This window comes from Glutamicibacter arilaitensis Re117, from assembly GCF_000197735.1.
In the GTDB taxonomy this organism is placed as follows: Bacteria; Actinomycetota; Actinomycetes; order Actinomycetales; family Micrococcaceae; genus Glutamicibacter; species Glutamicibacter arilaitensis.
Window position 1 is genome coordinate 917,048 of sequence record NC_014550.1, and the last position, 23,393, is coordinate 940,440.

At 60.9% G+C, this 23,393-nt stretch carries 18 protein-coding genes; 7 read left to right on the forward strand and 11 right to left on the reverse strand.

Translation table 11 applies throughout. The features are described from left to right. The first annotated feature begins 105 nt into the window (after positions 1-105). Positions 106-1,398, forward strand: coding sequence for a SufS family cysteine desulfurase (locus AARI_RS04650; protein WP_013348185.1), 1,293 nt, complete (start codon positions 106-108; stop codon positions 1,396-1,398). Further along, complete coding sequence (gene sufU / locus AARI_RS04655; RefSeq protein WP_013348186.1) at positions 1,399-1,851, forward strand: Fe-S cluster assembly sulfur transfer protein SufU; 453 nt, start codon at positions 1,399-1,401, stop codon at positions 1,849-1,851. A 78-nt stretch (positions 1,852-1,929) separates the two neighbouring features. Here sufU and nhaA read toward each other — a convergent pair whose 3' ends face one another. Together nhaA and AARI_RS04665 are read right to left on the reverse strand one after the other, a co-directional pair. Further along, positions 1,930-3,279, reverse strand: a complete 1,350-nt coding sequence (gene nhaA, locus AARI_RS04660; RefSeq protein WP_041648500.1) for a Na+/H+ antiporter NhaA — start codon at positions 3,277-3,279, stop codon at positions 1,930-1,932. Positions 3,280-3,450: 171 nt separating this feature from the next. Further along, on the reverse strand, positions 3,451-3,945 hold the full coding sequence (locus AARI_RS04665) for a DUF2505 domain-containing protein (protein WP_013348188.1): 495 nt from the start codon (positions 3,943-3,945) through the stop codon (positions 3,451-3,453). 245 nt (positions 3,946-4,190) lie between these two features. On the opposite strand from AARI_RS04665, the gene mfd reads away from it, so the two are divergent. Further along, positions 4,191-7,805 (forward strand): transcription-repair coupling factor, encoded by a 3,615-nt coding sequence (mfd, locus tag AARI_RS04670; RefSeq protein WP_013348189.1) that lies wholly within the window; start codon positions 4,191-4,193, stop codon positions 7,803-7,805. 322 nt (positions 7,806-8,127) lie between these two features. Here mfd and AARI_RS04675 read toward each other — a convergent pair whose 3' ends face one another. From AARI_RS04675 to AARI_RS04705, 7 genes are all read right to left on the reverse strand, one after another. Next, positions 8,128-8,535, reverse strand: a complete 408-nt coding sequence (locus AARI_RS04675; RefSeq protein WP_013348190.1) for a hypothetical protein — start codon at positions 8,533-8,535, stop codon at positions 8,128-8,130. 191 nt (positions 8,536-8,726) lie between these two features. Further along, complete coding sequence (locus AARI_RS04680; protein ID WP_231849443.1) at positions 8,727-9,248, reverse strand: tetratricopeptide repeat protein; 522 nt, start codon at positions 9,246-9,248, stop codon at positions 8,727-8,729. Beyond that, on the reverse strand, positions 9,229-11,127 hold the full coding sequence (locus tag AARI_RS04685) for a heavy metal translocating P-type ATPase (RefSeq protein ID WP_013348192.1): 1,899 nt from the start codon (positions 11,125-11,127) through the stop codon (positions 9,229-9,231). Before AARI_RS04685 ends, AARI_RS04680 begins: the two co-directional genes overlap by 20 nt. Before the next feature lie 527 nt (positions 11,128-11,654). Continuing rightward, the gene (locus tag AARI_RS04690) at positions 11,655-11,912 is read right to left on the reverse strand and encodes a 6TM ABC transporter family protein (RefSeq protein ID WP_013348194.1); all 258 of its coding nucleotides are present in this window, start codon (positions 11,910-11,912) and stop codon (positions 11,655-11,657) included. A 35-nt stretch (positions 11,913-11,947) separates the two neighbouring features. Beyond that, the gene (gene deoC / locus AARI_RS04695; protein WP_013348195.1) at positions 11,948-12,634 is read right to left on the reverse strand and encodes a deoxyribose-phosphate aldolase; all 687 of its coding nucleotides are present in this window, start codon (positions 12,632-12,634) and stop codon (positions 11,948-11,950) included. A 59-nt stretch (positions 12,635-12,693) separates the two neighbouring features. Beyond that, positions 12,694-14,424 (reverse strand): phospho-sugar mutase, encoded by a 1,731-nt coding sequence (locus AARI_RS04700; RefSeq protein WP_013348196.1) that lies wholly within the window; start codon positions 14,422-14,424, stop codon positions 12,694-12,696. A 53-nt stretch (positions 14,425-14,477) separates the two neighbouring features. Further along, the gene (locus AARI_RS04705) at positions 14,478-15,278 is read right to left on the reverse strand and encodes a purine-nucleoside phosphorylase (RefSeq protein WP_041649363.1); all 801 of its coding nucleotides are present in this window, start codon (positions 15,276-15,278) and stop codon (positions 14,478-14,480) included. 126 nt (positions 15,279-15,404) lie between these two features. Between AARI_RS04705 and AARI_RS04710 the strand changes: the two genes are divergently transcribed. Beyond that, positions 15,405-16,814, forward strand: coding sequence for an NAD(P)H-quinone dehydrogenase (locus AARI_RS04710; RefSeq protein ID WP_013348198.1), 1,410 nt, complete (start codon positions 15,405-15,407; stop codon positions 16,812-16,814). A gap of 148 nt (positions 16,815-16,962) precedes the next feature. Here the strand turns inward: AARI_RS04710 and AARI_RS04715 are convergent, their stop codons facing one another. Further along, positions 16,963-18,162: an IS256-like element ISAar5 family transposase gene (locus AARI_RS04715; RefSeq protein ID WP_013348199.1), complete on the reverse strand. Its 1,200-nt coding sequence runs from the start codon at positions 18,160-18,162 to the stop codon at positions 16,963-16,965. A gap of 335 nt (positions 18,163-18,497) precedes the next feature. Here AARI_RS04715 and AARI_RS04720 point away from each other — a divergent pair, with 335 nt between their 5' ends. From AARI_RS04720 to AARI_RS04730, 3 genes are all read left to right on the forward strand, one after another. Further along, the gene (locus AARI_RS04720) at positions 18,498-19,886 is read left to right on the forward strand and encodes an MFS transporter (protein WP_013348200.1); all 1,389 of its coding nucleotides are present in this window, start codon (positions 18,498-18,500) and stop codon (positions 19,884-19,886) included. Between the two features lie 183 nt (positions 19,887-20,069). Continuing rightward, positions 20,070-20,612 (forward strand): SDR family oxidoreductase, encoded by a 543-nt coding sequence (locus AARI_RS04725; RefSeq protein ID WP_157867093.1) that lies wholly within the window; start codon positions 20,070-20,072, stop codon positions 20,610-20,612. Positions 20,613-20,912: 300 nt separating this feature from the next. After that, on the forward strand, positions 20,913-21,368 hold the full coding sequence (locus AARI_RS04730; protein WP_041649367.1) for a DUF6176 family protein: 456 nt from the start codon (positions 20,913-20,915) through the stop codon (positions 21,366-21,368). Between the two features lie 71 nt (positions 21,369-21,439). On the opposite strand, the gene AARI_RS04735 is transcribed toward AARI_RS04730, so the two are convergent. After that, a complete protein-coding gene (locus tag AARI_RS04735) occupies positions 21,440-23,221 on the reverse strand; it encodes an acetyl/propionyl/methylcrotonyl-CoA carboxylase subunit alpha (RefSeq protein ID WP_041649369.1) in 1,782 nt (593 codons plus the stop codon). Between the last annotated feature and the right edge of the window lie 172 nt (positions 23,222-23,393).

Below are 23,393 nucleotides of genomic sequence, written 5' to 3' on the forward strand. Positions count from 1 at the left end.
TGGAATAATTACCCAATGTACCCCTTGCCTAATAGGGCTGTGGCCTTTGATTGCCATAGCTGGACAGGCATCCATGATAATTATTCGGAGGCCCACGTGCACACGATGACCGGTCACCAAGAAGCCCTTGAAGCGCTGACTGCTAAAGAAGTTGCGCGCATCAAGGCCGACTTTGAGATTCTGGACCACCAAGTCAACGGAGTTGACGTTGTGTACCTGGACTCCGGTGCCACCAGCCAGAAGCCGCGCTGCGTCTACGAAGCGGAGCAGCACTACTACGAGAACGCCAACGCCGCTGTTCACCGTGGGGCGCATTCATTGGCCGTTGAAGCCACCGAGATCTATGAAGAAGCCCGCGAGAAGGTAGCCAAGTTCATCGGTGCACGTACCAATGAACTTGTCTGGACCGCGAATGCCACCGAAGCGCTGAACCTGATCAGCTACTCGATGTCCAACGCCTCGCTGGGTCGCGGGGGAGAAGCCGCAGCGCGCTTCCGCTTAGGGCCAGGCGACGAGATCCTGACCACCGAGCTGGAACATCATGCGAACCTGATCCCATGGCAGGAACTGGCCTTCCGCACTGGTGCAACCTTGCGTTACGTGCCGATCACCGAAGACGGGGCACTGCGTTACGACCTGCTCGACGAATTAGTCAACGAAAACACCAAGCTGGTTGCCTTCACCCACGTTTCCAACGTGCTGGGGACCATCACCGACACCCAGAAGTTCGTTGACGCCGCCCGCAAGGTTGGCGCCCTGACGGTGCTGGACGGGTGCCAGTCGGTGCCGCACCTGCCGGTAGACGTTAAAGCCCTGGACGTGGATTTCATGGCCTTCTCCGGGCATAAGATGCTCGGCCCCACCGGCATCGGCGCACTCTACGGGCGCGAAGAACTGCTCAACGCCATGCCGCCTTTCCTCACCGGAGGATCGATGATCACCGTGGTGGACATGGAGCATGCAGAGTACATGCCATCGCCGCAGCGTTTTGAAGCCGGCACCCAGCGCATTGCCCAGACCCATGGCCTTGCTACTGCGGTCAGCTACCTTGATGAAATCGGCATGGGCCGCATTGCGGCCTGGGAAGAGCACTTGGGGCAGATGCTCTATGAAGGAATCTCGAAAATCGAAGGCGTACGCGTCTTCGGCCCGGCTAATGCACCGCGCATCGGCACGGTTCCATTTGAAGTCATTGGCGTACACCCGCACGACGTAGGCCAGTACCTAGACTCGCGCGGCATCGCGGTGCGCGTAGGCCATCACTGTGCCCAGCCATTGCACCGCGCTCTGGGCGTGAATTCCACGACCCGCGCCAGCACCTACCTGTACAACACGGAAGCCGACATCACGGCCTTGCTAGAGGCCTTGGGCTCCGTGCGCGAATACTTTGGAGTCTAAATGAACGAATTAGATCAGCTATACCAACAGGTCATCCTGGACCACGCCAAGCGCCGCGTCGGTTCGCCGCTGGTAGAGAACACCGAAGGGCTGCTGCACGGCGAATCGCACCAGCACAACCCCATCTGCGGCGACCAGATCCGCGTGCGCGTTGAGCTGGGCGAGGACGGACAATTCACCTCGATGAGCTGGGAAGGCGATGGCTGTTCCATCTCCATGGCCTCGGCCTCGGTCCTCAGCGAAATGCTCCCGGAACTATCCAAGGACGAATTCCTGGACAAGCTGGAGATCTTCCGCGAAATGATGCGTTCCAAGGGCACATTCGAACCCGATGAAGAAGTCCTGGAAGATGCTGCGGCCTTCGTCGGCGTCTCCAAGTTCCCAGCCCGCGTCAAGTGCGCAATGCTCGCTTGGGTGGCTGCTGAAGCGGCCATGCTCGGAGCCGGCAAATAACCTGGTAAACAACTGCGGCGCTTGCTTTCACATAAGTGAACGCAAGCGCCGCAGTCGTTTCAGCACCCAGCGGGCAAGCTAGATCTGCTCGTCGCCCTGCTGGTAGACATCCGGGATGCCATCCTTATCGGCATCGCGGGTCTCGCGCTCCTGCAGGACCTTGTAGCGGCGGTTGCGCGGAATCAGCCACAGTGCGCCGAGGATGGCTGCAATGAACGAACCGGCGAGGATCGCGACCTTGGCATGCTCGTAGTGCGGGGATTCCAGCCCGAAGGACAGCTCCGAGACCAGCAGCGAGACCGTGAAGCCGATGCCCGCCAAAAGGGTGACGCCGAACAGGTCGCCCCAGCCGGCATCCTTATCCAATGAAGCCTTGGTGAACTTGGTCAGTACCCAAGTGAATCCCAGGATGCCGATCGGCTTGCCGAGCACCAGGCCCAGCACGATGCCCCAGACGACCGGATCGGTCAGGACACTGCCGCTGCCTGGAGCAGGCGAAACTACGGTCACGCCAGCGGCGAAGAATGCGAAGATCGGGATGCAGAAGCCAGAGGAGAGCGGGCGGAAACGGTGCTCGAAGCGTTCGGCCAGGCCGATGCCTTCCTTGCCATCGGTACGCTTGACCGGAACGCAGAAGCCCAAGACCACGCCGGCGATGGTGGCATGGATGCCAGAACCGAAGACGAAAATCCAGGTGATGACGCCCAATGGCAAGAGGATTGCCCAAGCAGCCCAACGCCGCTTGGCGAAGAACTTGCCCAAATAGCGGGCCAGCACGGTGAAGAGAATGATTGGAATCAGCGACAGGCCCAGGTAGCCCAGATTCAACTCGTCGGTGAAGACGAAAGCAATGATGACAATCGCAATCAGGTCATCGACCACGGCCAGAGTCAGCAGGAAGATGCGCAGCGCAGTGGGCAGTGCCGAGCCGATTACGGCCAGCACGGCTACCGCGAAGGCAATATCAGTTGCTGTAGGGATCGCCCAGCCGCGCAAGAGCTCGCCGCCGCCGGACATCGAGGCGATGGCTACGAAGATCAATGCCGGAACGAGCACGCCGCCAAAGGCCGCGGCTACCGGAACAGCGGCTGTCTTGACGTTGCGCAGGTCGCCGATGACGAATTCTTTTTTCAGCTCCAGACCGGTCAAGAAGAAGAACACTGCCAGCAGGGCGTCAGCTGCCCAGTGTCCGATCGACAGATTCAGGTCGACACCGAACAAGGTAGGACCGAAATGGAAGTCGCGCAAGGCGAAATAGGATTCGCGCAGCGGGGTGTTGGCCCAGACCAAGGCCAGCAGGGCGCCGGCGATGAGGACCATGCCACCGACGGTCTCCTTGCGCAGAATATCTCCGATGCGCACGGACTCCCTGTAGCTAGGGCGCGAAAACAGGTTCTTGCTGGAACCCGAAGACGGAGTTTGGCTCATGCGTTTAACTCGCTTACTTCGTTAAATGAATATTTATCGCCGACCAGACTTCCCGGCACACCTGTATTCAACCCTAGCGCGAACCGTGCCTCAGACCACAAATCCCCGGACGCTTTGCGAGAAATCGCACGTCCGGGGATTAACAGTGAGCGTAATTATATTTTCGCTAGCTTACTTCGACAGCCAGGCATTAACTTGATCGGCCTGCAGCTTCAGTGCCTTGCCCAAGTATGGCTCGGCAGCCGAAGCCAGCTTGCCGCCAATGAACGGAATCGAAGAGGAGACCTTCGCGTCGATGGCGAACTCGCTGTTCTCACCCTGGGCCTTGAGCTGCTCGGTGCCGCTGACGGTCACCGGGACGCCGGCCACGGTGATCTGCACGTTGGCGGTACGGTTGCCGGCGGCATCCGGGGCGCTCCACTTGTCGACCTGGGTAATTTCGATGGTCGCGCCAACGAACTTGCGGGCCATATCGGGAACGCGGTCGGTAGGCACGGAGCGGACGGTGGTCAGGGTGAAGGCGCCGGCGGTATCGCCGTTGACCGTGAAGTCGTTCAAAGTGCCGTTGGCGACCTTGGTCAGGTGCTCGGCGAAGCCGCGATCGCTCAGCGTTGCGATGACCTGTTCAGCCGGGTGTGCGATCTGAGTGCTTGCGTTCAATGCCATGGAAGCTAATCCCCATCTGGAAATCTGAGTGGCCGGGTGAACAAGCAGTTCATGCCCGGCAACGGACAGTAATAACCCTATCTGGTGCAGGGCATTCGGTAGGCTAGGACTGCACCGAAAACTACATATTGGCATTGAGCCGGCCGCGGAAAAACTTTGCGGTCGGTGTTCGTGGTGTCGTATCGGCGCACCACGGCTTCAACCTGCCAATGGGAACGTCTGCACGAGAGGATACACAAGCAACCATGAGCCTGACCGGACTTCATGACTTCCTGCGCGAGGAGCCTTCCTTCAGGCGCATCCGCCAAAGTGCAACCCACGAATATGCAACGCGCAGTGAGGCGCTGGAGATCGCAGCACCCCAGGGCATGCGCTCGCTGCTCTCGGCCCATATCAGCCAAGCGCTGGGGGAGAGCAAGAACCCCGGGGTGACGTTGATCGTGACCGCGACCGGCCGCGAAGCCGAGGAAATTTCGACTTCGCTGGGCGCCTACCTGCCCGCAGAGCAGATCGCTGAATTCCCGTCCTGGGAAACGCTGCCGCACGAACGCCTTTCCCCGCGCAGCGACACCGTCGGACGCCGCCTGGAAGTGCTGCGCCGGCTGCATGATCGCGACCAAGCGCTGAACATCATCATCGCGCCCATCCGTGCCGTGCTCCAGCCGCTGGTAGCGGGCCTAGGCCAGCTGCGCCCGGTGCGCTTGGAACTTGATGATGAGCCGGGCTTCGACGCGGTAATCAAGGATTTGGCTGCTGCGGCCTATGCGCGGGTGGACATGGTCACCCACCGCGGTGAATTCGCGGTGCGCGGCGGCATCATCGATGTCTTCCCTCCGACCTTGGACCATCCGGTGCGCATCGACTTCTTCGGTGACCAGATCGACTCCATGCGCTACTTCTCCATTGCCGACCAGCGCTCCACCGCTGAGGACGGCCCGCAGCGGATCATCGCCACCCCATGCCGTGAAATGCTGATCACTCCGAAGGTGATGAGCCGTGCGGCCAACTTGAAGAACCACTTCCCGGCAGCCCAGGAAATGCTCACCAAGATCGCCGGCGGCATCGCAGTGGAAGGCATGGAATCCCTGGCCCCGCTGCTGGTTGACCAGATGGTTCCGCTGCTTTCGCTGCTGCCCGAATGTTCCATCGCCTTGGTCATGGAACCGGAGCGCGTACGTGCCCGCGCCCACGACCTGAATGCAACGAATGCCGAATTCCTGGCCGCCGCATGGGCTTCGGCCTCCGACGGGGCCAGCGCGCCGCTGGATCTGAACACCGCTGATTCCGAGCGGAAGCTGGCTTCGGGTGATTTTGCCTCGCTGGCCGAAACCGTGCAGCATGCCCATCAGGCCAAGGTCTCGTGGTGGGCCCTGACTTCCATGGGCGCCGATGAGGAATTGGAACTGGGGTCCTCCACGATCCGCATCCCGGCCCGCGAACCCCTTGGGTACCAGGGCGATATTGAAGCCATGATGGAATTCATCGCCGGACGCGTCAAGGACCAGTGGCGCTTTGTGGTGGCCACCGAAGGCCCGGGCCCGGCAGCCCGCCTCTCCGAGCTCTTTGCAGACTTCAAGATTCCGGCCCACCGGGTCGAAGACATTTCGGCTACGCCAACGGCCGGCCTGATCGAGATCACGCAGGCTACCGCGGGCCGCGGCTTTGTCTTCGAAGAGCTCAAGCTGGGCCTGCTCACCGAGGCGGACCTGCTGGGCCGCTCCAGCGCCTACCCGAACCGCAAGGGGCGCAAGCTCACGGTCAAGCGCAAGCGCAATGCGGTGGACCCGCTGAGCCTGCAGGCAGGGGACTTCATCGTCCACGAGCAGCACGGTATCGGCAAGTTCGTTGAACTGATGGCCCGCAAGGTCAACGGCTCGGGCAAGGATGCCAAGCGCGAGTACCTCGTGGTGGAATACGCGTCCTCAAAGCGCGGGGCACCCGGAGACCGGCTCTTCGTGCCCATGGACCAGCTGCACATGGTCACCCGCTACGTAGGCGGCGAAGCACCGACCCTGTCCAAGATGGGCGGCTCGGATTGGTCCAGCACCAAGTCCAAGGCGCGCAAGGCGGTCAAGGAAATCGCCGGGGATTTGATCAAGCTGTACTCGGCACGCATGGCCAGCCGCGGCCACGCCTTCGGCCCGGACACCCCATGGCAGAACGAACTGGAAGAGGCCTTCGCCTTCATCGAGACTCCGGATCAGCTCACCGCCATCAATGAGGTGAAGTCCGATATGGAGAAGGAAATCCCGATGGACCGGTTGATTTCCGGTGATGTGGGCTTCGGCAAGACCGAGATTGCGGTCCGTGCAGCGTTCAAGGCTGTCCAGGATTCCAAGCAGGTTGCCGTGCTGGTTCCTACCACCTTGCTGGCCTCCCAGCACCATCAGACTTTCACCGAACGCTATTCGGGCTTCCCGGTGCGCGTGAAAACCCTCTCGCGCTTCCAGACGGCCAAGGAGTCCAAGGAAATCCTGGCCGGTCTCAAGGACGGCAGCGTAGATATCGTCATCGGCACCCACCGCTTGCTCTCCAAAAACGTGGAGTTCAAGAACCTTGGCCTGGTGATCGTCGATGAGGAGCAGCGCTTCGGTGTGGAGCACAAGGAAGAGCTCAAGAAGATGCGCACCAATGTGGATGTGCTGGCGATGAGCGCCACCCCGATTCCGCGCACCTTGGAGATGTCGCTGACCGGCATCCGTGAAACCTCCACGCTGGCCACCCCGCCAGAAGAACGCCATCCGGTGCTCACCTATGTGGGCCCGCGCAGCGATAAGCAGATTTCCGCCGCGATCAAGCGTGAGCTGATGCGCGATGGCCAGGTGTTCTTCGTGCACAACCGCGTCTCCTCCATTGAGCGGGTCGCCGCAGAACTGCGCGAATTGGCACCGGAAGCCAGGATCGAGGTGGCTCACGGCAAGATGAGCGAATCGCGCCTGGAACGGATCATCCAGGACTTCTGGGAGAAGAAATTCGATGTGCTGGTCTCCACCACTATCATCGAAACTGGCCTGGACATCTCCAACGCGAACACGCTGATTGTGGACCGTGCCAACAACTACGGGCTCTCCCAGCTGCACCAGCTGCGCGGACGCGTGGGGCGCGGACGCGAACGTGCCTACGCCTACTTCCTGTGGGATGTGGAAAAGCCCTTGGGCGAAGTCGCCTTGGAACGCCTGAAGGCCGTGGCCGCGCATAATGAGCTCGGCTCGGGCTACCAGCTGGCCATGAAGGACCTGGAACTGCGCGGTGCGGGCAATCTGCTCGGCGGCGAGCAGTCCGGGCATATTGCCGGGGTCGGATTCGATTTGTATCTGCGCCTGGTGGGTGAAGCTGTCGCCGACTACAAGGGCGAAGGCGAAGAAGAATCCACCGAGATGAAAATCGACCTGCCGGTCAATGCCCATCTGCCGCACAACTACGTGCCAGGCGAACGCCTGCGCTTGGAGGCCTACCGCAACATCGCGCAGGCAGAAACCAATGAGGCGCTCGCCGAAGTGCGAGAAGAGCTGGAGGACCGCTACGGCAAGCTTCCAGAACCGGTAGAGAATCTGCTGCGCGTAGCCGCGCTGCGCATCCGTGCCCGCGCGGTGGGACTGCACGACATCCAGCAGGTCGGCAACCACATCAAGGTGTCGCCCGCGAAGATCGAGGACTTGCCGGCCAGCCGCCAGGTGCGCCTGGAACGGCTGTACCCGGGTTCGGCGAACAAGCCGGCGCTGAACTCCATCTTCATTCCCAAGCCCAAGACCTCGCCGGTCGGCGGACGGGACCTGGCGGACGAAGCCATGCTGGACTGGGCGGAGAACCTGGTCTACGCGATCTTCGAACCCACCCCGGTGGCTGCGGCGAAGGGGTAGCGTACGCTCGGCGTCTTGCGTCGGCAAACGCAGGAACTAGCAGAACGAAGCATCGGGAGTTGTCCGCAGCTCCCGATGCTTCGTTGCGAAGCCAGCCGGCGGCACCGGCAGGGCTGAATTCTCCTGGAACTGGTGCCCCTGCCATTTTTGGCGTCAGCAACCCCCATTCGCCACGGATTGATGGGTAAAAAAGACGGGGGCGATGAACACCATGCAATCCATCCATTTCTGGCCCCGCCGACCACAAAATGGCGTGGCATCGACCGTAGAGTTACCTGACCATCGAGGCTATGGCCGCCGTGCATGCACTGAGAACTGGCGATCACCCCCAGAGCTTGTCGCAAGCTTCCAGCACGCGACGCTTGGCGGTCCGAATACCGATGAGCGGGTATTTGGACAGGGGCTTCGAGGGGATATCGTTTCCGAGGTAGTCGATCAAAATGATCACGGCCAGTACGGGAATGGAAAACAAGCTCAGAAATGACAACAAGAGCGCGTAACCTTTTCCTGGGGCTTGACCTTGGTTTCGTTCGAACCGGATCCCTGCCGCAAGCGATCCCACACTGGTTCCCTTGACATACGACGCGAAATTGACGATCGAAACAAGTGAAACCCAGGCGATGGCCAACACCAGATCGTTGCCGGTGTCCAGGAAGAGCGCTCCCCACGCCGGTAGCCATATCAATAGCGAATCAACGAATATCGCGGCTATGGCGGATGGCCAATTCACGAAGCGTTTGCGGGGTCGACTCAGCGAATAATCATCGCATGCCTGCTCACGACATTCGCCAGCCCAGCTAATGTGTCCATCGCGTGAGGCTGATGCACAGGCGACAGCAAAATATCCTGCCCCTTAACTGTCGATACCTTCTGTTGCCGGGCGTCGTCTGCCTGGCCGCATCTGGGGGCCGGGGCGAACCCTCAGCGGTTCTTGGGCGGCCGGCAGTCCTCTAGCTCCTGCGCGTAGCGGCGTACCGGTCCTGCATATTGTTGCAGGGTCGGTGCGAGTGCCGCCAGCGCGGTTTTCAATGCCGCCGACTCTTCCCCGGCGTCGAAGAGCGCGAGGGCCAGGAACGCCTGCGCATCGGCATACAGCGGGTCATCGGGGTCGACCTCGTTGAGAGCCTTGGCTGCTAGTGCCGGTTCACCGATATTCCTCAGGCTGCTGCCGAGCTGGATACTCGCCTCGCTGCGCTTGGCCCTGCTCAGCGTCCCGCTGTCCAGCGCCGTTTTGTACAGCGGTATTGCCTGTACTTCCTCGCCGAGGTAGTCGTGCAGGCTGGCCAGTTCGAATGCCGCGTGCCCTGCGGGAATCGCGGGCTCCAAGAGAATACCCAGCTCCGCACGCAATGCCGCGGCATCCTTGCCCTGGGCCGATTCCCAAAAATCATCGATCCGTTGTTGCCAATAGTCCATGCCCATCTCAATCCCTGCTGCGCACATGCTGCGCCAAGGCGACGGTCGACTGGGTCGGCAGCGCACCGTGGAAGTCGGCGGGGCGGGGCCCGCGCAGCGTGCGCAGCGCATAGACGATGACCACCAGATCCACGACCTCCTGCAGCAGGGCTCCGGTCACCGCCGGAATCACACCGGTGGTGGCGACCAGCATGAGCCCAACGCTCAGCCCGATGCCGATCCAGATGGCGCTGTGCGCCACGCTCAGGGTGTAGCGGCTGATGGCCATCACCTGGGCCACCGGTCCGAGCGAATCACGCAGGACCACCGCGTCGGCGGCCTGCCCGGCCGCGGTGGAGCCGCGCGAGCCCATGGCCATGCCGATGTCCGCGGCGGCCAGTGCCGGGGCGTCGTTGGTGCCGTCGCCCAGCATCAGGACCGGCCGGGGCTGCATGTCCTTGAGCAGCTGGACTTTCTGCCCCGGGCGAAGCTCCGCTTCGACCTTGCCGATGCCCACCTGGGCGGCGACGCCCAGCGCGGTCTGTTCCACGTCGCCGGTGAGCATGACCTGGTTTTCCACGCCGTGGTCGCGCATCCAGCGCAGCACCGCGGAGGCTTCAGGGCGCGGTGCGTCGGCCATCAGGATCACGCCGGCGAAGCTGTTGTCCACCGCGACGTAGGCCGCGGACTGCCCCGGCTCAAGCTCGACCCGCTCCAGGGCAGGGTCTATGGCGGCGATGAACGACGGCTTGCCCACGGCTACCCGGCGCCCGTCGACCAGGGCGCTGACGCCGTTGGTGGCCACTTCCTGCGCGTCTTCGGCAGGAAGCAGCGGCAGCCCCCGGTCGGCAAGCGCCGCGGTCAGGCCCGCGGCCATGACATGGGTGGAGAACTGCTCAGCGGAGGCTACCAGTTGCAGCAGTTCGTCCGGATCCAGCTGCGTCTGGATGCCGAGCAGCGCGGGCCGGCCTGCGGTCAGGGTGCCGGTTTTGTCGAAGGCGGCGCTGCGGACCTTGGCGAGCTGCTCAAGTACGGCCCCGCCCTTGACCACCACACCTTCCTTGGACGCGCGGGACATGCCGCCCAGGAAGGCGACCGGCACGGCAATCAGCAGGGGACAGGGGGTGGCGAGCACCAGGACCTGGGCGAAGCGCACCGGGTCTCCGGACACCGCCCAGGCGATGCCCGCAATCAGCAGGGACAGCAGGGTGAAGGGAATCGCGAACTTGTCGGCCAGCCGCACCACCGGTGCCTTGGAGTCCTGTGCCTGCCGTACCAGCGCGATGATCTGCTGGTACTGGCTGTCGCTGCTGCGTCGCAGCGCCTGCAGGTAGACGGCCTGCGATCCGTTGACCGACCCCGACATCACCTCGGACCCCCTGGCATGGATCACCGGAAGCGGTTCGCCGGTCAGCGAGGATTCATCGAAGCTTCCAGCCTCGGAACGCATCAGGCCGTCGACGGGAACCAGTTCGCCGGGACGCACCAGCAAAAGGTCGCCGACCTCCACCTGTTCCACCGGGACGTCGGCGACATCCTGACCGGACTCATCCGCGGCGAGGTGGGCCTGCAGTGGGGAGCGGTCCAGCAGCGCGGAGAGCTCGCTGGTGGCCCGGCGCTGGGCGAAGTCCTCCAGGGCTTCGCCGCCGGAAAGCATCAGCACGATGATCAGGGACGCCAGGTACTCGCCGACCAGCAGACAGGCGATAATCGCCACCAGCGCCAGGATATCCAGTCCGTAGTGGCCGCGCAGCAGGTCCTTGACCATCCCGGCGCCGATCCATAGCACGGCGCCAGCGATGGCAATCCATGCGATCCACCGGCTGGCGGCGTCCATGCCGGCCAAGGCGGCGGCTCCCGTGGCGAGCAGGGCGATGACCGCCGCGGCCAACAGCGGATAGCGTCGAATCAGTTGTCCCAGTTTCACGATGTCTCCCTATCGACCGGTCAGCGCCTGTGTATCGAATAGTCTCACCATAGCAATGATGGCCGGTCCGGAGCCGGGATTCGTCTGGCGGTGAAGTCCAACAGGGGAGTCGTGACGGTAACTTCAAACAGCTCTTCAGAACCGCCTAGGAGTCATAATCGGGATGCTGATCATCACTATTCCGGTGGAGTTCCGTTTCCTTCGTGGATCTCCTGATCAGCTTATAGACCACGATGGCCAGAACCACGGTGATGACCAGGGGGAGGACGTAGAAAACAACTACTTCATACGCGTTGGGTATTAATGGATTCATGCGCCCCCACACTACAGGCAGGGGACGTCGGCCGTGCTGGAATCTGGTCCCATTCGTGGTGCAGTTGTTCGGGGCTTTTGCCCTTGGCACAGTTCCAGAACTCTTCTACGCGCTGATCCCAAGTTTCCATGGCATCAGTCTAGATGTGGGAATAGTGCTTAAACGAAAATCAGGGAAACCCGCATTGGGGTTTCCCTGATTCTAGAAGTTTTGACTAGTTCTGGTGAGCGTTAGCCGCTGCAACCAGATCCTCGGCCTTTTCAGCACGACCCATGAGGTGCATTGGGATTGCGAAAGCCAGGAACATCAGAGCGAAGCCAACCAGGGTTGGCCACCAAGCGACCTCAAGGGTCCAGTAGCCCAGAACGTAAATACCCGCTGCGAACATCACAAAGAAGATCACGAGGGTAACAATGTTGCCGACAAGGCGGCCTTCACCAGAATGGGCAGTGTTCTTGCCGTTCGAGTACACTTTTTCTCCTTGAGGAAACAGGTAGGTGCGATGTCCTAGTAGCTGGAACCGCTTTGCTCTCCTTCTAGGATAGCAACTCCTGAGCTAGAACCTAGTCGAGTTGCGCCCGCTGCAATCATGGCACGAGCAGTTTCGACGCTGCGCACGCCACCGGAAGCCTTGACTCCCATGTCCGGACCAACGGTCTTGCGCATCAGGGCAACGTCTTCAACGGTTGCGCCACCGGTGGAGAAACCGGTAGATGTCTTGACGAAATCGGCGCCAGCGGCCTTGGCGGCCTCGCATGCCAGGACCTTGGCTTCCTCGGTCAGCAGGCAGGTTTCGATGATGACCTTCAAGATGGCTCCACCCTCATGGGCGGCCTGGGCAATGGCGAAGATCTCGTTGACCAGGGCATCGCGATCGCCACGCAGGGCGGCGGCAACGTCGATCACCATGTCGATTTCATTGGCACCGTCAGCTACAGCATGCTTGGTCTCGAAAACCTTGGTGTCTGTTGCTGAAGCGCCCAGTGGGAAACCGATCACTGAGCAGGTCAGCACCTCGGAGCCTTCCAACTCGCGCGAAACGGTAGAGACCCACAACGGATTGACGCAGACCGACTTGAACTCGTACTTCTTGGCTTCCTCGCAGATCTGCACGATCTGTTCACGGGACGCGTTCTGAGCCAATAGGGTGTGATCGATGTAGCTTGCGATCTCGCGGGCGCTTAGTTCAGTCATCATTTCCTCTAACAATAAAGATTTCAATCAATTCAAAAGAAGGTCTCGAAGGGGCAATCCTAGTTGGCATTCAGGTAAGCTGCCAATTCATCCTTGATGGCCAAGACCTGGGCGGTGGCGCGCTTGCGAGCTTCAGGGACATCAGCCAGATCATCAACCGGCTCAATAGTTTCCAAGTAGCACTTGAGTTTAGGCTCTGTGCCCGAGGGGCGCACAATCACTCTGGCACCAGCGAAGGTATGCAAAACCATGGCGTTGGTCGCGGGAAGCTTCTCGGTGCCTTCGGACAGGTCGGTGACCTCGGAAACATCGGAGCCGCCCAACGATGCCGGGGCGTTCTTGCGGATCTTGTCCATCAGTACCGGGATCTGCGCCAAGTCGGTGAAACGCAAGGACAGCTGGTCGGTAACGTGCACGCCGTGCTTGGCGGCCAACTCATCCAGGCGAACCGAGATGGTGCTTCCATCTGCCTTCAACTGGGCTGCCAGATCAGCGAGGACGATACCCGCTGAAATGCCGTCCTTGTCGCGCACCAGCTCCGGAGCTACGCAGTAGCCCAGAGCTTCCTCATAGCCGTATCCCAGGTCTTCAACGCGGGAGATCCATTTGAATCCGGTCAGGGTCTCTTCGTGCTCGCGTCCGGCATCCTTGGCAATGGCCGCCAGCATGCGCGAAGACACGATGGAATTGGCCAGCTTCTTGCCTTCTGGCAAGGTCTTGGAAACCTGGTCTCCCAGCAGCCATCCCACTTCATCGCCGCGAAGCATTCGCCACGCATCGCCATCGAGGATGGCCGCGGCGCAGCGGTCAGCATCAGGGTCATTGGCAATGACCAAGTCTGCCCCTACCTTGCGGGCCAGCTCCAACGACAAATCGATGGCGCCGGGTTCTTCGGGGTTAGGGAACTTCACGGTGGGGAAGATCGGATCGGGATGTTCCTGCTCGGCGACCATGTGCACGTCAGGGAAACCAGCGTTGAGCAAAGCCTGGCGCATGGTGTGGCCACCGACTCCGTGCATCGCTGAAACCACGATGCGCAGGTTCTTGCGCGCCGCATCCTGTTCGTTCGGGGCATCGATGATCGGGTGGATCGAGGCAAGGTATGCGGCTTCGATATCGCCCTCGGTGCCAATCGCCGGCAGTACCTGCCAGCCGGAGAGAGCACGCGGAATCTGGGCCACGGGCTGCTCATGGTCGATCAAGGACGCGATTTGCGCATCAATCGGCGAGACGATCTGCGCACCACGGCCCGAGGCATCAGTGATCCTGCCACCGACGTAGACCTTGTAGCCGTTGTCTCGTGGAGGGTTGTGGCTTGCAGTGACCATAACGCCGGCTTCGGCACTGAATTCGCGTACGGCCCAAGCCAAGACCGGGGTGGGCAAGGCCGATGGCATGAGCAGGACCTCAAAGCCGGCAGCGGCGAAGACACCGGCAGAATCCTGGGCAAAGACATCGGAGTTGAAGCGCGCATCGAATCCGATGACAACCTTAGGGGTGTACTGTCCGTTGGCCTGTTCGCTCAGGAACCGGGCGATGCCTGCGGCGGTGCGCATGACCACCACGCGGTTCATGCGCATTGGGCCGGCGCCCAGCTCGGCTCGCAGGCCGGCGGTGCCGAATTCCAGCACGCCGCTGAAGCGCTCGGAAATGTCCTCGAAGGCCAGCGCGTCACCCTCGGTGACGCGCTGGATCAGCAATTGCAGTTCTTCCTGCGTTTGCGGATCGGGATCCTGGGCTGCCCACTTGCCCGCCGCATCAAGCAACTGGATCTTCTGCGTGTGATTCACTGATTTCCCTTCAAGGACACTACTAACTTCTTGGTACGCAAATATGGCGGAGCTTAGAGCTTCGCGATGATCTGTGCCAGCAATTTGGAAATGCGCGGACCGGCAGCCTGGCCGGCTTCGATTACTTCTTCGTGGCTCAGCGGTACCGGGCTGATGCCGGCGGCCAGGTTGGTGACCAGGGACATGCCGAAGATCTCCATGCCTGCGTGGCGGGCCGCGATGGCTTCCAACGCGGTGGACATGCCAACCAGGTCGGCGCCGATTGCCTTGGCGTACTGGACTTCGGCCGGGGTTTCGTAGTGCGGTCCGGTGAACTGCGCGTAGACGCCTTCATCCAAGGTGGCATCGACTTCGCGAGCCAGGCCGCGGATGCGCGAGGAATACAGATCGGTCAGGTCGACGAAGGTCGCACCTTCCAGCGGGGAAGTGGCGGTGAGGTTGATGTGGTCGGAGATCATCACCGGGGTGCCCGGGGTCCAGTCCGGGTTCAGGCCGCCGCAGCCGTTGGTCAGGACCAGCTGCTCGCAGCCGGTGGCCGCAGCGGTGCGGATCGGGTGGACAACAGCGCGCACGCCGCGTCCTTCGTAGTAGTGGGTGCGGGCACCGAGGACCAGTACGCGCTTGCCGGTGGCAGTCAGGATCGAGGAGATGCTGCCCTTGTGGCCGGGTACTGCCGGGGCATGGAAGCCTGGGATGGAGGTGGCATCCAGGGTGTGGGTGGTTTCGCCGATGAGTTCGGCGGCCTGGCCCCAACCGGAGCCGAGAACCAGCGCAATGTCGTGTTTTTCGACGCCGGTCTGTTCGGCGATTGCCTGGGCAGCCTGTGCAGCCAGGGCCTGTGGGTCATTATGCATATCAGTCACGGGAAATACGCTACCTGCAGCGGGCCGCTTTGTCAGGTGAAACCAGTGCTTCAGAACCAAAATCACGTTCCAGGATTGTGCTTCGATGTGCGCAATCACCGTGCATGGTGAACAATAGTGAATGTGAGCGCAGATCGTAGGAATGAAGCAACCCGTTTAGTTATTCTCGGTGGTGGACCTGGCGGATACGAAGCTGCCATGGGGGCGGCCCAATTGGGCGCCAATGTCACCGTCGTAGAACGTGCCGGCATGGGCGGTTCGGCAGTCTTGACCGACGTCGTGCCTTCCAAGACCCTGATTGCTACCGCAGACGCAGTGCGCCGCGTGAAGCATGCCGAGACTTTTGGAGTGCACGTTGATGGCCTGGATTCGGCCGTCACTGACTTCTCAGTGGTTAACCACCGCCTGTTGGACCTTGCCAAGGAACAGTCTTCGGATATCCGAACGACCCTTGAGCGTGCCGGCGTGCGCATCGTGATCGGTGAGGGCCGGCTGCTCGATGACCATACGGTTGCCGTTTCGCACCCAGATGGTTCCGAGCAGAAGATCGAAGCCGATGCCATGCTGATTGCCGTAGGCGCCCACCCGCGTGAGCTGCCTACCGCGAAGCCGGACGGCGAGCGGATCTTCAACTGGACCCAGATCTACAACATGAACGAGGTGCCCGAGCACCTGATCGTCGTTGGTTCCGGTGTGACCGGTGCTGAGTTCGCTTCGGCCTACAACTTGCTCGGTGCCAAGGTCACGCTGGTTTCCTCGCGCGACCGCGTGCTGCCCGGCGAGGATGCAGACGCAGCGGGCGTGCTGGAAGATGCTTTCAAGGAGAACGGCGTTAACGTTGTTTCCCAGGCTCGCGCCGAGGGCGTGGAGCGCCAGGGCGACAGGGTGCTGGTCACCTTGGCGGATGGTCGCGTGCTCGAAGGCAGCCACTGCCTGGTTGCAGTGGGCGGCATCCCCAATACCGCCAACATGGGTCTGGAAGAAGCCGGTGTGCAGCTGACCGACTCGGGCCACATCAAGGTCGATGGCGTTTCGCGCACTACCGCAACGAACATCTACGCCACCGGTGACTGCACGGGCGTCTTCGCCCTGGCTTCGGTAGCAGCCATGCAGGGCCGCATTGCCGTGGCCCACCTGCTCGGCGACTCGGTAAAGCCATTGAACCTGGATCTAGTGGCATCCAACGTCTTCACCTCCCCGGAAATCGCTACCGTGGGTGTGACCCAGCGTGCGGTTGCCGAGGGCAAGTACCAGGCCAACATCATCAAGGTTGATCTGAACACCAACGCTCGCGCCAAGATGATGAACGTGGACCAGGGCTTCGTGAAGATCGTTTCCCGCAAGGGCTCGGGCACTGTTATCGGCGGTGTTGTGGTTGCTCCGCGTGCCAGTGAATTGATCTTCTCGCTGGCACTGGCGGTCCAGAACAGCCTTCATGTTGATGACGTGGCTGAGACCTTCACCGTTTACCCGTCGTTGTCCGGTTCGCTGGCCGAAGCGGCACGTCGCCTGCACCGTCATCGGTAGGTTCTGAAGAACTTTTCCAGGGCGGCATTTCCCTTGCATTCAGGGAGATGCCGTCCTTTTGCCATTAATGCCGTAATACGGGGCTATAGGCAATAAAGTGTGTCTGGCCCGGGCGTGTTCCCGGGCCAGACAACCTTAAAACCCTGCTCTAGTAGATATTTCTCATCCAACCACTGCGAATGAATTGCCCGTCCTCAGCGCTGGGGCCGGTGCCATAAAGCTCCGGGCCGATTGGTGCTTCATCAACCATGTGCTGCGCCTTCTTCTTCGTTTCGGGAGTGTAATGCTCCGGACGCAACAGTGTCCGCAAGGCCGGGCGGTTTCCTTCATCCGCATGAGTCCAGCAGAACCACTCGCACGCCCGCCGGCGATGCTCAATGGGCATCCCGCGGTGATAGAAAATCATGGCCCGGATGCCGGAATTCACCGCACCTTCAATCATGTTCGTCGTCGCGTTGATTCCCAAGCCGTTCAGGTCCTTGTCCAGGTAGGTGAACAGATGCCCGCGTCGCAGGGCTTTGTTCATCGACTCGTAGGCGCTGCGTAGCCGATCGTGGGTGTACCACCACTTGCGGTTGCGTCGCAGGCCCCGCGGCCAGGCACCGGACCAGTCAGCAGCGTAGGTGCGTTCATTGATCAGCTCGTGGTTTTCGGCATGCCACGCAGCGAAGGCGGCAATCCATTCTGCCGCAGCTTCCTGGGTCCGGATTTTCGTGAGTTTCAGGCTCAAACGACGTAACGACTTCCCTGCAGGCAAACGCGGATTCAGGGTCAGGTAGGTGCGCACGTTGCGCTGGATATGCACCAAGCAGCGTTGAATTTTCACGTTCGGCCAGAACTCTTTGAGCGCTTTCATCAAGCCTGATCCGCCGTCGGTCACCACGACTTTCGGTTCGGGGAAATGCTGCACCAACACGGTCCACGCCTCGGCTTTTTCGCGGTCGCACCACTGCCATCCGATGACACGTCCGTGAGCGATGGCGATCAGCAGGCACCAGCCTTGGCGCAGATAGATGCCGTCGACTTGGATCTCGTCGAAGACCTCGCCGGTGTGATGCAGGTAGGGGTGCACGTTCCAGCACCAAGCGGTCTGATGCCGGAAGGTGCGGCCGGTTCCGCCGCCGAATTCGGCTTGGGAATGTTTGCTCATCAGCCAGGAGACGAAGCCGGTGAGTTGGTTGCGGGCGGTGGTGTCTTCGCGTTTGAAAACGGTGCTGGCATTGCAGGTGATGCAGCGCCAGCGCTGGGTTCCTTTGGAGGTGGTTCCGTTTTTCTTCAGTCGGGAATGACAGATAATACAAGTATGGGATTGTCCAGTAAGCTTCACACTTATGGATTCAATACCCATGTGAACCTTGATCCTGCCCCGGCTTTCCGGGGCAGGATCAGGTTTTCAGACATGCTTTATTGCCTATAGCCCGTAATACAAGCTCTTGTGACGCCATTCACTTTGGCGACCGACTCTGATATAAGTGTAAAAACCGTTTTCTCAGGTCACGTCTCAATATGTGGAAGCGCATATTCCTGCTAGTAGGCCCGTGAATTGCCGTTTGCTGTTCAGTTTCATTTCATCTGGTGTCCAAATGCTGGACATCAATATCCGAATACTGGTCACCGAGGTTTACGATTATGGCAACGTAAATGAACATCTGACTCGTACTTTCACTCTAAGGAGCAGCCTCCATGTCGCAGGCTAACCAAGCAGTGGCGCCGAAGGAAAACACCCGCGGCCGCGTGCTGTTTGCCAGCATGATTGGCACCACTGTCGAATTCTTCGACTTCTACGCCTACGCCACCGCGTCGGTTCTCGTTTTCCCGGCGTTGTTCTTCCCTAACGCCTCCACCATCAACGCGATCCTTTCATCGTTCGCGATCTTCGGCGTGGCTTTCGTGGCTCGTCCACTGGGTTCGATCATCTTCGGCCACTACGGCGACAAGCTCGGCCGCAAGGGCACCCTGGTGGCGTCACTGCTGCTGATGGGCATTGCCACCTTCCTGATCGGCTTCCTGCCGCCGGCCGCGGGCAACTGGACCGTTTTGGCTCCGACCGCACTGGTGCTGCTGCGCTTCGCACAGGGCCTGGCGCTGGGCGGCGAATGGTCGGGCGCGGCCCTGCTGGCCACCGAGAACGCTCCGAAGAACAAGCGCGCCATCTACGGCACTTTCCCTCAGCTGGGCGCTCCAATTGGCTTCATCATCGCCAACCTGCTGTTCGTCGCCCTGCAGACTTTCTGCACCCCAGAGCAGTTCATGGCCTGGGGCTGGCGCGTTCCGTTCTACTTCTCCGCAGTAATGGTCGTCATTGGCCTGTGGGTACGCTTGAAGCTGGTCGAATCCGCATCCTTCAAGAAGGTGCTGGATCAGAAGAAGGTCGTCAAGTCGCCTTTCGCTGTGACCATGAAGAAGCACTGGCGTCCAACGCTGGCCGGTACCTTCATCATGCTGGCCACCTACGTGCTGTTCTACCTGATGACCTCCTTCACGCTGACCTACGGCACTCAGCCGGCCACCGTTGAGCAGGCCACTGCAGCGGCAGAAGCCAAGGGCAAGACCTTCGACGCGACCGGTTTCGTACCGGGTCTGGGCATCGAGCGTCCGACCTTCCTGACCATGCTGATCATCGGCGTTGTCTTCTTCGGCATCTTCACCGTGGTTTCCGGCCCATTGGCAGAGAAGTTCGGCCGCCGCAAGTTCCTGATCTGGGTTACCGCGGGCATCTTCGTCTTCGGACTGTCGTGGACCCTGTTCTTCGGTCCAGGCCAGGGCGCTGCCATGGCCGGGCTGATCATCGGGTTCACCCTGATGGGTCTGACTTTCGGTCCAATGGCTGCGTATCTGCCTGAGTTATTCCCGTCCAATGTCCGCTACACCGGCTCGGCTGTTGCCTACAACATGTCCTCGGTGATCGGTGCGGCTCCTGCTTCCTTCGTGGCTGTAGCCCTGTGGAAGGCCGGTGCGGGCAACACCACCGGCGTTGGCCTGTACTTGGCACTTGGCGCGGTACTGACCTTGGTCGCGCTGTTCATGACGCGCGATACCTCTGACATGGACATGGAAGAGTGGGTCGAGTAGTTCGACAGTCTTGCTGAGGGAACGGCTCGGCGAATCATCAAGCCATGATGATTCGCCGGGCCGTTTCCCGTTTCCGTGCTGCCTGGATGAATACGAGCTGAAAAGGGCTATCAACCCCTGAGAACTTGATGCGCGGCATGGAAGCATGGGACGCGGAATATCCAATACCGAAGAGGAATGCTCATGCGTATTGCAGTTGCCGGAGGCACCGGCGCTATCGGCACGCTGGTGGTCGAAAAACTCAAGAGTGCTGGCCACGAACCAGTGGTGCTCGCACGGTCCGTGGGATGCGACCTGGTGAACCGCAACGCGGTAAAGCAGTGGCTGGTGGACTGCCAATCGGTCATCGATGTTTCCGGAGTTTCCACCACCAGCTCTGCTGCATCCATGCGGTATTTCACCCAATCGACGGCAAACCTCGTCAGCGTGGGGCGCGAGTCCGGGGTGCAGAACCACGTGGCGCTCTCGATCATCGGAGCGGCCGAAGTGGATTCCAGCTATTACGCGGGCAAAGCCGTGCAAGAGCGGATGCTGCACATGCTTCCCGGTGGCTACACCCTGCTGCGCACGACCCAATTCCACGAATTCATTGGCCAGAATATCAAACGTCTGGGCGCGGGTCCGGTGCAGATGGCGCCGAAAATGCGGATGCAGCCCATCGCGGGCATCGAAGTGGCCGCAGCACTAGTGGATCTTGCTGAGGCGCCGGCGCAGGGCGTGGTGTAAGACCTTGCTGGGCCGCAAGAAGAATACGCTCCCGACCTGTTTGCCAAGTACCTGCAGGCCCAAGGCAGGTCTCCAAAGATGGTTGAAGTGCCTGTTCCTGGCCCCATGGGCAAGGCCATGCGTGATGGGGGACTGCTGCCAGGCGGTTCCGCCCGGCTGGGCCACGAAACCTTCGACGCCTGGCTAGCGCGGCAGTAGCCCGAACCAGCCTCCTTATTCAGTATCCACTGGCTGGCGAGCTGGAACTTCCAGCATCCGAATAGCCGTGACAAAACAAGTGGATTCTGGAAGCATCACGTCATGGACGAAAAAGAACCGCATGTTCCCTACAATCCCACGCCTCGGGACTTTCCCGGCTTTGCGATGCCAGCTTCAGTGCCGCAAGGCATGCGTCTGGAGCTGAGCCGTTCAAGGATCAAGGATGGGCAGGATGAGAACTTTGGCGCCTGGATGGACATGCTCAATGCGCGCTACGAGGAATGCGAAGCATCCTTATCGGCACAACGGGCAGCGCTAGAAGCAACATTCAGGCATGTGGAAGCCGATGGTTCAACATGGATCTACCACCTGAGCCTGGTAGGCGAGAGCGGCGGCGGGCTCGATACGCAGCAGGAGATCGATGCGGCGCACGAAGCAGCTAGCCGCCAAGCGAAAATGCCTGACTGGGAAGAGCTTGAACCGAAGTTCCTGCTCATGCCCGATCATCTGAAGGCATCAATGGCGCACTGGGCAGAACATGGACAGGTGCCAGAGTAGAAGATTCCAGTGACAGAACGACGCAGGGCCTGGACAAATCTGTCCAGGCCCTGCGTCGATACAAACGAGTGCTACTTGGCTTCTTCGATCGAAGCGATGACCGCGCCCGAGGACAGGGTCTCGCCCGGGGCAACTTCCAAGCCGCTGACCACGCCATCACGGTGCGCAGTAATCGGCTGCTCCATCTTCATCGCTTCAAGCACGACAATCAGATCGCCCTGGGCCACGGCCTCGCCGTTCTCAACGGCAACCTTCACGATGGTGCCCTGCATCGGCGAACGCAGTTCTGCGCTGTTCGCGCCAGCGGAGCTGGCTGCCTTGCGGCCCGGCTTGCGCTTCTTCTTGCCTGCGGCCTTCTCGGCACCGTTGGAGGATACCGAGCCCAGCGACGAAGGAAGGGTGACTTCCAGGCGTTTGCCGCCCACCTCAACGGTCACGCTGGTGCGCTCGTCCTCGGCTGCGTCCTCGCCGTCCATTGGCATCGGGTGGGGCTCGATGGCGGTATCGAATTCGGTTTCGATCCAGCGGGTGTGGACCTTGAATGGCCCCTGGGCCGGAACGAACGATGGATCGCTCATCACTGCGCGGTGGAATGGCAGTACGGTAGCCATGCCCTCGATCTGGAATTCTTCCAGCGCACGGCGGGCACGAGCCGCAGCCACTTCACGGGTGCTGCCGGTGACGATCAGCTTGGAGATCATCGAGTCGAAGTTCCCTGAAACGCTTTCGCCCTGCTCGATGCCCGAGTCAACGCGAACGCCGGGCCCCGATGGCAGGTTCATCTTGGAGATGGTGCCTGGGGTCGGCATGAAGTTGCGGCCGGCATCTTCGCCGTTGATGCGGAACTCGAAGGAGTGGCCGCGGATCTCCGGGTCGGTGTAGCCCAGTTCTTCGCCGCGGGCGATGCGGAACTGCTCGCGAACCAAGTCCAGGCCGGTGACTTCCTCGGAGACCGGGTGCTCAACCTGCAGGCGGGTATTGACCTCGAGGAAGGAAATGACGCCATCCTGGCCTACCAGGAATTCGCAGGTGCCCGCGCCGTTGTACTTCGCTTCGCGCAAGATGGCCTTGGAAGCTTCGTACAGCCGGGTGGTCTGCTCTTCGCTCAAGAACGGGGCCGGCGCTTCTTCAACCAGCTTCTGGTTGCGGCGCTGCAGCGAGCAGTCGCGGGTGGAGACGACAACCACGTTGCCGTGGATATCGGCCAAGCACTGGGTCTCCACGTGGCGCGGTGCGTCCAGGAAGCGTTCGATGAAGCATTCGCCGCGGCCGAAAGCCGCGACAGCTTCACGCACTGCCGAGTCGTACATCTCGCCGATTTCTTCGCGGTTGCGGACCACCTTGATGCCGCGTCCGCCGCCACCGTAGGCAGCCTTGATGGCCAGTGGAAGTCCGTGCTCGTCGGCGAAGGCGTATACCTCGTCGGCCGAGGCCACCGGATCCTTGGTGCCGGGAACCAGCGGAGCGCCCACCTTTTCAGCAATGTGGCGGGCCTTGACCTTGTCGCCGAGCTGGTCGATGGACTCTGGCGAAGGGCCAATCCAGGTCAAGCCCGCGTCAATAACAGCCTGGGCGAATTCGGCGTTCTCCGAGAGGAAGCCGTAGCCCGGGTGGATCGCGTCGGCGCCGGAGCGTTCAGCTGCGTCCAGGATCTTCTCAATGCGAAGGTACGATTCAGCGGCGGTGGTCCCGCCCAGCGCGTAGGCTTCATCAGCCAGACGCACATGCAGGGCATCGCGATCCGAGTCGGCATAGACCGCAACGGACTCGATTCCTTCATCGCGTGCGGCACGGATAATACGCACTGCAATCTCGCCGCGGTTGGCGATAAGCACCTTCGTCAATGGATTCATCATGAACCTTGTCTTTTAAAAATAGGGTTTCTCAGCTACGAGCCTATCGTTTTTGTGGGAACTATATGTAGTTATCGCATAGAACGAGGGTGTTAGGGCGAATTTTTTGGAGGAATCCTACAAAGGAGCTTGACGCTGGCTCTTCGCGGAACCTGCCCGGCGAGGCTTGCAG